Genomic DNA, 10,696 nt, shown 5'->3' on the forward strand with positions numbered 1-10,696 from the left:
ATACGCTCCAGAGGCGACAAGGGGGCGATCCCGTATGAAGCCGAAGACCTCAGCGCACGCCGACACCTTTCCCCGCGACCACCTGCCGCCCGCCGATCAGTGGCCCCGTCTGCTGCTGGGATCGCCGGGCCCCGGCCGCCCCGAGCGGGTCAACTGCGGCGCGGAGCTCCTGGACGCGACGATCGCCCGCTTCGGCCCCGGCCGGCCCGTCTTTCGCACCGGCGCGGGCGACGTCTGGACGTACGGTGAGCTGCGCGACCGGGTCGACGGGATCGCCCACGTCCTGACCGGCGAGCTCGGCGTGGTGCCGGGCAACCGGGTGCTGCTGCGCGGGCCGACCACGCCGTGGCTCGCCGCCTGCTGGCTCGCGGTGATGAAGGCGGGCGCGGTCGCCGTCACGGTCCTCGCCCAGCAGCGCGCCCACGAGCTGGGTGTCATGTGCTCCATCGCGCGGATCAGCCACGCGCTGTGCGACGCCCGCTGTCTTGCCGACCTGGCGCGGGCCGACGCGCCGGGGCTTCGCATCACGGCGTACGGCGGCGATGAGCCCCACGACCTGCTGAACCTGGTCAAGCGCGCGCCCGCCGGACGGTTCAGTGCCGTGGACACCTCGGCGGACGACGTGGCCCTGATCGCCTTCACCTCCGGCACGACCGGGCGCCCCAAGGGCTGTATGCACCTGCACCGCGATGTGCTGGCCATCGCCGACACCTTCGCGCGGCACATCCTCAAGCCGAGACCCGACGACGTCTTCGCCGGCACCCCACCGCTCGGCTTCACCTTCGGGCTCGGCGGTCTCCTCGTCTTCCCGCTGCGGGCCGGCGCATCGGCGCTGCTGCTCGAACAGGCGGGCCCCAAGCAGCTGTTGCCCGCGCTCGCCGAACACCGCGTCTCCGTCCTGTTCACCGCGCCGACCGCCTACCGCGCGATGCTCGACGAACTGGACGGGTACGACATCAGCGCCCTGCGCCGCTGCGTATCGGCGGGTGAGAACCTGCCGGCGGCGACCTGGCGGGCCTGGCACGAGCGCACCGGTCTGCGCGTCATCAACGGGATCGGCGCGACGGAACTGCTGCACATCTTCCTCTCGGCGGCCGACGACGACATCAGACCCGGAACCATCGGCAGACCCGTGCCGGGCTGGCAGGCGTGCGTCATCGACGCGGAGGGAGACCCGGTCCCCGACGGCGAACCCGGCCTCCTCGCGGTGCGCGGCCCCGTCGGCTGCCGCTACCTCGCCGATGAACGCCAGCGCGTCTATGTGCGGCACGGCTGGAACATCACGGGCGACACCTGCGTACGCGACAGCGACGGCTACTTCCGGTACGTGGCCCGTGCCGACGACATGATCATCTCCGCCGGGTTCAACATCGCGGGCCCCGAGGTCGAGGACGCGCTGCTGCGCCACCACGATGTCACCGAGGCCGCGGTGGTGGGACGCCCCGACGAGCGCCGCGGTCACGTCGTCGTCGCCTACTGCGTGCTCAGGCCCGGTGTCGCGCGCGGCGAGGAGACGGCCGCGCGCCTGCGTGAGCACGTGAAGAGCGAACTGGTCCCCTACAAGTGCCCGCGCGAGATCGTCTTCCTGGACGCCCTGCCCCGCACCCCCACGGGCAAGCTCCAGCGCTTCCGGCTGCGGGAACTACAGTGATCACGTGGCCGAGCAGCACACTCCCCGATCTCTGATCGTGACCCTGTACGGCGCCTACGGGCGCGAGATCTCCGGCTCCCTGGCGGTCGCCGAACTCATCCGGCTGCTCGCGGCGGTCGGCGTCGACGCGCCGTCCGTGCGCTCCTCGGTGTCCCGGCTGAAAAGGCGCGGACTGCTGGTGGCGCGGCCCACCCCCCTCGGTGCGGCCGGCTACGCCCTGTCCGAGGACGCGCGCCAGCTCCTGGACGACGGCGACCGGCGCATCTACGCCCACCCCGCGCCCCGCGAGGACGAAGGCTGGGTCCTGGCGGTGTTCTCCGTGCCCGAGACGGAGCGCAGCAGGCGCCACCTCCTGCGCTCCCGTCTGGCCGGGCTCGGTTTCGGCACGGCGGCGCCCGGCGTGTGGCTGGCCCCGGGCCGCCTGTACGACGAGGCGCGGCACACCCTGGAACGCCTGCGCCTCACCCCGTACGTGGACCTGTTCAAGGGCGACCACCTCGGCTTCGCCCCCACCGCCGAGGCCGTCGCCCGCTGGTGGGACCTGCCCGCCATCGCCCAGCAGCACGAGGAGTTCCTTGACCGGCACGAGCCGGTGCTGCGCGCCTGGCAGGCCCGGTCCCCCGCCGGTCCCCCGGGCCCCGAGCCGGAAGCCGCCTACCGCGACTACCTGCTCGCCCTGGACTCCTGGCGCCGCCTGCCCTACGCCGACCCGGGCCTGCCCGCCGGCCTGCTGCCCCCGGCCTGGCCCGGCGCCCGCTCCGCCGACGTCTTCACCGGCCTGCACGCGCTGCTGCGGGATGCCGGGGCCGGGTTCGTGCGCGGGGCGCTGCCGAGTCCGCGCGGCTGAGGCGGGCCCTCAGACGCGGCCCGGGTCCCGGCCCAGGCGCCGACCCCGGTCCCGGCAGAACGGGAGGTCCCGCTCGGCCACCCGGTCCCGCGGGCCGGCCGCGCGCAGGACGACGTCCAGGGCCCGGTCGGGATCGGCGGCGTAACAGTTGCTGAACCAGGCCATGTTCGCCTCGACCACCGCCCAGGGATCGGCGTCGTGCCCGGGCGCGGCCAGGAGTCCGATGTCCACCACCACCGCGCTGGGCAGCGTGTGTCCGCGGGCGGCCAGGAGGGCGCCGGCGAATTCCAGCACGGCGCCCCGGCGCCGGTGTCCTTCCAGGGGAGCGGCGTCGAGCCGGCCGAAGGTGGCGTACTGCGCACCCGTGTGGACCGCGCCGTCGAGCACGAAGAGGCGGAATTCCATCGCCCAGGTCACCACGTCACTGACCTGAACCGGCAGATCCGGCGGCAGGTCGGGGAAGTCAGGGGCGCTCGGGAGCCGGCCGCCGTCGGCGTAGACGGCGGCCGGGAAGCTCTTGTCGCTGGGCGGTTTGACGAACGCCGGACCGGTCAGGTCACGCGCCTGTTCGAGGGTGGTCGTGGTGACGCGCCGCCGGGTGAAGTCGCGGGGCAGGGTGGTGAGCCAGTCGTCCGTCGGCTCCAGGAGCGCCACGCCGAGGTCGTCGGCGGTGCCCGCGGCGTAGGCGGGCCCGCCGTAGTAGTGGCCGCCCCGCCTGCCGCGCAGAAGGCTCGCGCCGTCGCCCGCCGCCAGCACCTCCACCTCCATGCCCCGCCGCCGAGCCGAGGCCGCGAGAAGTTCGCGTGTCGTGGTGTACTGCGGCGCCACCGCAAGGAAGTCGCTGTTCGTCATGGACACCGACGATGTCACGGACGCACGGGGTCAGTTCAGTGCGAGGCGGGGGCGGGGTGCGTCGGTGCGGCCCGTCGGTGGGGTGCGGCTGCCCGCCCGGTAGGGAAGTGGCCAGGACGCGCCGGGGCCGGTGTAGGACTGTTCGGCGGCGGCGTGCAGGGTCCAGTGGGGGTCGTACAGGTGGGGGCGGGCCAGGGCGCACAGGTCGGCCCGGCCCGCCAGGAGCAGGGAGTTGACGTCGTCCCAGGAGGAGATGGCGCCGACCGCGATGACGGGGACGCCGAGCTCGGCGCGGATCCGGTCGGCGTAGGGGGTCTGGTAGGAGCGGCCGAATTCGGGGCGCTCGTCGGGGACGACCTGGCCGGTGGAGACGTCGATGGCGTCGGCGCCGTGCTCGGTGAAGGCGCGGGCGATCTCCACGGCGTCCTCGGCGGTGGTGCCGCCCTCGGCCCAGTCGGTGGCGGAGATCCGTACCGTCATCGGCCGCTCCGCGGGCCAGACGGCGCGGACCGCGTCGAAGACTTCCAGGGGGAAGCGGAGCCGGGCGGCCGGGGAACCACCGTAGGCGTCGGTGCGTTGGTTGGTGAGAGGGGAGAGGAATCCGGAGAGCAAGTAGCCGTGGGCGCAGTGCAGTTCGAGGAGGTCGAATCCGCAGTCGGCGGCGCGGCGGGCCGCTGCCGTGAACTGGTCGCGTACGGCGGTGAGTCCGGCGCGGTCCAGGGCGTACGGGACCTGGTTGACGCCGGGGCGGTAGGGGATGGGCGAGGCGGCGGCCAGGGGCCAGTTGCCGCTGTCGAGGGGCTGGTCCATGCCGTCCCACATCAGCTTGCTCGACCCCTTGCGCCCGGAGTGGCCGAGCTGGGCGCCGAGGGCGGTGCCCGGCGCCTGGGCGTGGACGAAGTCGACGATCCGGCGCCAGGCCGCGGCCTGTTCGGGGGTGTAGAGGCCGCCGCAGCCGGGGGTGATGCGGCCCTCGGGGCTGACGCACACCATCTCGGTCATGACCAGGCCCGCGCCGCCGAGCGCGCGGGCGCCCAGGTGCACCAGGTGGAAGTCGCCGGGGACGCCGTCCACGGCCGAGTACATGTCCATGGGCGAGACGACCACGCGGTTCTTCAGCTCGAGGCCGCGCAGCCGGAAGGGGGTGAACATGGGCGGGGTGCCCGGCGGGCAGCCGAAGTCCCGCTCCACAGCGTCGGTGAAGCCGCTGTCGCGCAGGCGCAGGTTGCCGTGGGTGACGCGGCGGCTGCGGGTGAGGAGGTTGAAGGCGAACTGCCGCGCGGGTTGGCCGACATGAAGGGCCAGGTCCTCGAACCAGCGCAGGCTGGCCGCGGCCGCGCGCTGCGTCGACTCCACGACGGGCCGGCGCTCGCTCTCGTACGCCGCGAGCGCCGTGGGCAGATCGGGCTGCTCCTGGACGCACGCGGCAAGCGCCAGCGCGTCCTCGACGGCGAGCTTGGTGCCGGAGCCGATGGAGAAGTGGGCGGTGTGCGCCGCGTCGCCGAGCAGCACCGTGTTGCCGTACGCCCAGCGCTCGTTGACCACGGTGCGAAACGCGGTCCAGGAGGAGTTGTTGCCGCGCAGGGGCCGCCCGCCGAGGGCGTCGGAGAAGATCTTGGCGCAGAGGTCGGCGGAGGCCTTCTCGTCGAGGGCGTCGAACCCGGCGGCCGCCCACACCTCTTCGCGCATCTCGACGATGACCGTGGAGGCGGCGGCGGAGTAGGGGTAGGCGTGCAGTTGCATCACGCCGTGCGGGGTCTCGGCGATCTCGAAGCGGAAGGCGTCGAAGGCGAAGTCGGCGGCCAGCCAGATGTAGCGGCAGCGGTGGCGGGTGACGCGGGGCGCGAAGTGGTCCGCGTGCGCCGCGCGGGTCGGGCTGTGCACCCCGTCGGCGGCGATCACCAGGTCGTGGGTGGCGGCGAGTTCCCTGGCCGGCGGCGCCTCGGCGCGAAAGCGCAGGTCGACGCCGAGTCCGCGGCAGCGCTCGTGCAGGATCTCCAGGAGCCTGCGCCGCCCGAGGGCCACGAAGCCGTGGCCGCCGGAGGTGAGCCTCCTGCCCCGGTGCACGATGTCGATGTCGTCCCACCGGACGAACTCGGCGCGCAGTGCCCGGTGGACGGCCGGGTCGGCGTGTTCGATGCCGCCCAGGGTCTCGTCCGACAGGACGACGCCGAAGCCGAAGGTGTCGTCGGGCGCGTTGCGCTCCCACAGGGTGATCTCGCGGGACGCGTCGAGCCGCTTGAGCAGGGCGGCGGCGTACAGACCGCCCGGGCCGCCCCCGATGACGGCGATCCGCGGCGGGGCGCCCCCGGCTCCGGCGCCTGCCATCGCTAGCGGCCCTGCCATTTCGGGGGCCGCTTCTCGGTGAAGGCGGCGTGGAACTCGGCGTAGTCCTCGCCGTTCATCAAGAGGGCCTGGGTGGCGGCGTCCAGCTCGACGGAGGCCGCGAGCGGCATGTCGAGTTCGGCGGTGAGCAGCGCCTTGGTCTGGGCGTGGGCGAGGGCGGGGCCGTTCGCGAGGCGGCGCGCGAGCTCACCGGCGCGTTCGTCGGCGCGGCCCTCCTCGGTCAACTCGCTGAGCAGGCCGATGCGTTCGGCCTCGTCGGCGCGCACCGGCTCGCCGAGCATGAGCAGCCGTGTGGCGTGGCCGAGGCCGACGACGCGGGGCAGTAGATAGGCGGCGCCCATGTCGCCGCCCGAGAGGCCCACCCTGGTGAAGAGGAACGCGAAGCGCGCGGTGGGGTCGGCGACGCGGAAGTCGGCGGCGAGGGCGAGCACCGCGCCCGCGCCCGCGGCGACGCCGTGCAGGGCGGCGATCACGGGGAAGGGGCACTCGCGGATCGCGCGGACGACCTGGCCGGTCATGCGGTTGAAGTCGAGGAGTTCGGCGGTGTTCATGGACAGGGTGGCGCCGATGATGTCGTCCACGTCGCCGCCCGAGCAGAAGCCGCGCCCCTGGCCGGCCAGGACCAGGGCGCGCACCGAACGCTCCCTCGACAGCTCGGCCAGCAGGTCGCGCAGGTCGGCGTAGGCGCCGAAGGTCAGCGCGTTGAGCTTGTCGGGCCGGGCGAGGGTGACGGTCGCGACCCCGTCGTCCACCGAGAGCCGCAGGTGGCGCCAGTCCTCGGTAGGGGAAGCGGAGCTGAGAAAGGGGCTCATCGGGGGCTGCGGCCTCCTTCGGCGGGACGGCCGTGGGCCGCCACTGCGTCTGCTGCCTGCTCCTCCCGAAGGTATCACCCGTATGTGACCGTCGTCACGAGCACGCGATACGCCCGCGCGGCGGCGGGCGCGGAGGCCGCGCGACCGCTCACCGCCGGCGCCGGGAGACCCCCGCGCGTCGCCGTCCCGCGGCCACCGCCCCACCACGCACGCAGGGCGGTACAGGTCACACCGCCGCCCCACCCCCGCCGGCCAGGCGCGACCTGGCTCGCCCGTAGCAGGCGTACACCAGCGCGCCGGCCGCGAGGAACAGGGCGAACTGCAACCAGGTCGCCCAGCCTGTCCCGTACATCAGATAGAGGCAGAAGCCGACGCCCAGGATCGGGCTCACGGGATACAGCGGCACCCGGAACGAGCGCTTCAGGTCCGGGTCGCTCCGGCGCAGCGCGACCACCGCCACGTTCACGACGGCCATCACGGCGAGCGTGCCGATGGTGGTCAGGTTCACCACCGCGTCGAGCGAGGCGAACGCGGCCGGTACGGCGAAGACCAGTGCGACGATCCAGGTGTTGGCGGCCGGGGTCGCGGTTTTCGGTGAGACCCGTTCGAAGACCCTGGGCACGAGCCCGTCGCGGGACATCGACATCAGGATGCGGGTCTGGCCGTACATCACGGCCAGTACGACGGAGGCGATGGCCACGACCGCGCCGAACGCGATGACGTCGCCGCCGAACGTCGACCCGGTGACCTGGTTGACGATCAGCGACAGCGCGGCGGGCTTGTCGCCGACCGCGTCCGCGCCGAGCCCGCCGATGGCGGCCAAGGCGACCGCGCAGTACAGCAGGGTGGCCACACCGATGCAGATCATGATCGCGACGGGGATGTTCTTGCGCGGATTCCTCACTTCCTCACCGGCCGTGGTGATCGCGTCGAAGCCGATGTACGAGAAGAACGCGAGCGAGGCTCCGGCGGTGACCCCGGCGGCGCCATGGGTCGCGAACGGCGTGAGGTGGCCCGCCTTGAACGCCGTGAACGCGATCGCCAGGAACAGCAGCAGGATCCCGATCTTGAGGACGGCCATCGCGGCGGTCGCCCGCGCGCTCTCGCGGACACCGCGCACCAGGAGCGTCGCGGCGAGCAGGATGACGACGACGGCCGGAAGGTTGATCACCCCGCCGTCGCCGGGCCCCGCCGACAGTGCGGCGGGCAGCTGCCGGCCGATGAGGCCGTCCAGGAGTTCATTGAGGTACTGGCTCCAGCCGACCGCGACCGCGGAGACCGAGACGCCGTACTCCAGGAGCAGGCACCAGCCGACCAGGAAGGCGGTGCGCTCGCCGAGCGTGGCGTACGCGAAGGAGTACGAGGAGCCCGAGACCGGGATCGCGCCGCCGAGCTCGGCGAAGGCGAACGCCGTGAACACGCAGGTGATCGCGGCCAGCACGAAGGAGAGGACCACGGCGGGACCGGCCTTGGCCACGCTGTCGGAGAGCCCGACGAAGATGCCGGTGCCCACGATCGCGCCGACGCCGAAACACACGAGCTGGAAGAGCCCCATCGTGCGGCGCAGTCCGTGCCCTTCGAGGTCCGCGCCGGATTCGGCGATGAGCAGGCGCGGGGATTTGATCCGGGGGCCGGTGGCGGGAGGGGAAGCGGGGTGGGGGCGCCGCATGGGGGTCTCATTCCTGGTCGTACACCGCGGCCGGGCAGGGGCCGCGCACAAAAGAAAGCGGGGCCCGAGCGTGCGAGCTCGGACCCCACCAAGAAGCGACATGGTAACCACTGTGCCGCATGTGCACCCAATCGGGCGCATTTCTATTCGGCGCCATCGGCATCCTGGGCCGTGGGCCGGTCCCCGAGCGTGGCGACCATGATGGCCTTGATGGTGTGCAGCCGGTTCTCCGCCTCGTCGAAGACGACCGAGTGCGCGGACTCGAAGACCTCGTCGCTCACTTCGAGCTCGGTCAGTCCGTACCGCTCGAAGATGTCCCGGCCGACCTGGGTGGCGAGGTCGTGGAAGGCGGGCAGGCAGTGCAGGAACTTGACGCCCGGGTTGCCGGTGGCGCGCAGCACGTCCATGGTCACCGCGTAGGGCACGAGCGCCTTGATCCGCTCGGCCCAGACCTCCTGCGGCTCCCCCATCGAGACCCAGACGTCGGTGGCGACGAAGTCCGCGCCGGCCACGCCCTCCTCGACGGACTCGGTGAGGGTGACGCGGGCGCCGCTGACGGCGGCCGCCTCGCGCGCCTGGGCGACGATCTCCTCGGCCGGCCAGTACGCCCGGGGCGCCACGATCCGGATGTCCATGCCGAGCAGGGCGCCGGTGACCAGGTAGGAGTTGCCCATGTTGAAGCGGGCGTCACCCAGATAGGCGAAGACGACCTCGCTCAGGGGCTTGTCGGTGTGCTCGGTGACGGTGAGCACGTCGGCGAGCATCTGGGTGGGGTGCCAGTCGTCGGTCAGGCCGTTGTAGACCGGCACACCCGCGTTCGCGGCCAGGATCTCGACGGTCTCCTGCGCGTCGCCCCGGAACTCGATCGCGTCGAACATCCGCCCCAGCACCCGGGCGGTGTCGCGCGGGGACTCCTTCTTGCCGATGTGCGAGCCGGCCGGGTCGATGTAGGTGGTGGACGCCCCCTGGTCGGCGGCGGCCACCTCGAAGGAGCAGCGGGTGCGGGTCGAGGACTTCTCGAAGATCAGGGCGATGTTGCGCCCGCGCAGGCGCTGGACCTCGGTGCCCGCCTTCTTGGCGGCCTTCAGTTCGGCGGCGAGCGCGACCAGTCCGAGGAACTCCTCGGCCGTGAAGTCCAGCTCCTTGAGGACGTGGCGGCCTGCGAGGTCTATCGCCATGGTGGCTGCTCCCGGGGCGGGTAGGTGGGCGGCGTCCGGATGCGGACCCCGTTGGAATTCTATACGTTCGAGCGCATCACTATACGGCATCGCGTTCGACCGGGCAGCTCATGCAGCGCGGGCCTCCCCTTCCCCGGCCGAGCTCGTTGCCCCGGATCTCGATCACCTCGATGCCCTCCTTGCGCAGATGCGTGTTGGTGGTGACGTTGCGCTCGTACGCGACGACCACCCCGGGCTCGACCGCGAGGACATTGCAGCCGTCGTCCCACTGCTCACGTTCGGCGGAGTGCACGTCCTGGGTGGCGGTGAGCACCCGGATCCGGTCGAGGCCGAGCGCCGCCGCGATCGCCCGGTGCATGTGCTCCGGGGGGTGGTCGGTGACCTTCAGCTCCTGCTCGCCGGCGCCCGGCTCGATGGTGTAGGAGCGGAGCATGCCAAGTCCCGCGTACTGAGTAAAGGTTTCTCCGTCGACCATCGTCATCACCGTGTCCAGGTGCATGAACGCCCGCCGCTTGGGCATGTCGAGGGCCACGATGGTGCGCGCCGAGCCCGCCGCGAACAGGCCGCGGGCCAGCATCTCCACGGCCTGCGGGGTGGTCCGCTCGCTCATCCCGATCAGCACGGCGCCGTTCCCGATCACCAGGACGTCGCCGCCCTCGATGGTCGAGGGATAGTCGCGCTGGCCCTGGGACCAGATGTTGAACGGGCCGGCCTGCGCGCCCTTGAACAGCGGGTGATGACCGTAGATCGCCTCGAAGTGCACGGTCTCGCGCTGGCGGGCCGGCCAGCGCATGGCGTTGATCGATACGCCGTCGTAGATCCACGCGGAGGTGTCGCGGGTGAAGAGGTGGTTGGGCAGCGGGCCGAGCAGGAAGTCGTCCAGGTCCATCGCGTGGAAGCGCACCGACGTCGGCTCAGGGTGCCCCGCAAGGAACTCACGCTTGGTCATCCCGCCGACCAGCGCCTCCGCGAGGTCCGCGTCCGGCAGGTCGTCGAAGACCGCCCGCAGATGACCGGTCGCGAGCGGCCCGTACTCCTTCTCGTCGAAGACCCGGTCGAGCACGAGCGCGCGGGCCGCCTCGATCGCCAGCGTCTCGCGCAGCAGGTCCCCGAAGAGGTGCACCTCCACGCCCCGGTCGCGGAGCACGTCCGCGAATCCGTCGTGCTCCTGTCTGGCCCGGCGCACCCAGAGCACGTCGTCGAAGAGCAGCGCGTCCTTGTTGCTGGGCGTGAGCCGCTTCAGCTCCAGATCTGGCCGGTGGAGTATGACGCGGCGCAGCCGCCCGGTCTCGGAATCGACTTGGAATCCCATGCCCCCATCCTGTCCCGCGAGGGCGCCGC

The 10,696-nt window shown here is 72.4% G+C and carries 8 protein-coding genes; 2 read left to right on the plus strand and 6 right to left on the minus strand.

Annotated elements, in window-relative coordinates:
• Nucleotides 1-34: 34 nt before the first annotated feature.
• Nucleotides 35-1,651: an AMP-binding protein gene (locus tag ACFYM2_RS32825; RefSeq protein WP_359002847.1), complete on the plus strand. Its 1,617-nt coding sequence runs from the start codon at nt 35-37 to the stop codon at nt 1,649-1,651.
• Nucleotides 1,652-1,655: 4 nt separating this feature from the next.
• Nucleotides 1,656-2,498 carry a PaaX family transcriptional regulator C-terminal domain-containing protein gene (locus tag ACFYM2_RS32830; protein WP_359002849.1) on the plus strand — a complete coding sequence of 281 codons (843 nt, stop codon included), beginning with the start codon at nt 1,656-1,658 and terminating at the stop codon, nt 2,496-2,498.
• Nucleotides 2,499-2,507: 9 nt separating this feature from the next.
• Here ACFYM2_RS32830 and ACFYM2_RS32835 read toward each other — a convergent pair whose 3' ends face one another.
• From ACFYM2_RS32835 to ACFYM2_RS32860, 6 genes are all read right to left on the minus strand, one after another.
• Nucleotides 2,508-3,350 carry an ATP-grasp domain-containing protein gene (locus tag ACFYM2_RS32835; protein WP_388841257.1) on the minus strand — a complete coding sequence of 281 codons (843 nt, stop codon included), beginning with the start codon at nt 3,348-3,350 and terminating at the stop codon, nt 2,508-2,510.
• A 30-nt stretch (nt 3,351-3,380) separates the two neighbouring features.
• Nucleotides 3,381-5,696, minus strand: coding sequence for a bifunctional salicylyl-CoA 5-hydroxylase/oxidoreductase (locus tag ACFYM2_RS32840; RefSeq protein ID WP_388841260.1), 2,316 nt, complete (start codon nt 5,694-5,696; stop codon nt 3,381-3,383).
• Nucleotides 5,681-6,508, minus strand: coding sequence for an enoyl-CoA hydratase family protein (locus ACFYM2_RS32845; RefSeq protein WP_359002854.1), 828 nt, complete (start codon nt 6,506-6,508; stop codon nt 5,681-5,683). Before ACFYM2_RS32845 ends, ACFYM2_RS32840 begins: the two co-directional genes overlap by 16 nt.
• Nucleotides 6,509-6,734: 226 nt before the next feature.
• Nucleotides 6,735-8,177, minus strand: coding sequence for an amino acid permease (locus ACFYM2_RS32850; protein WP_388841263.1), 1,443 nt, complete (start codon nt 8,175-8,177; stop codon nt 6,735-6,737).
• Nucleotides 8,178-8,320: 143 nt separating this feature from the next.
• Entirely contained in the window at nt 8,321-9,355 is a 1,035-nt protein-coding gene (argF, locus tag ACFYM2_RS32855; protein ID WP_388460345.1) for an ornithine carbamoyltransferase, read from the minus strand.
• 79 nt (nt 9,356-9,434) lie between these two features.
• Nucleotides 9,435-10,667 carry an arginine deiminase gene (locus ACFYM2_RS32860; protein ID WP_359002860.1) on the minus strand — a complete coding sequence of 411 codons (1,233 nt, stop codon included), beginning with the start codon at nt 10,665-10,667 and terminating at the stop codon, nt 9,435-9,437.
• Nucleotides 10,668-10,696 lie beyond the last annotated feature (29 nt).

Source organism: Streptomyces sp. NPDC006711, assembly GCF_042869775.1.
Lineage (GTDB): Bacteria > Actinomycetota > Actinomycetes > Streptomycetales > Streptomycetaceae > Streptomyces.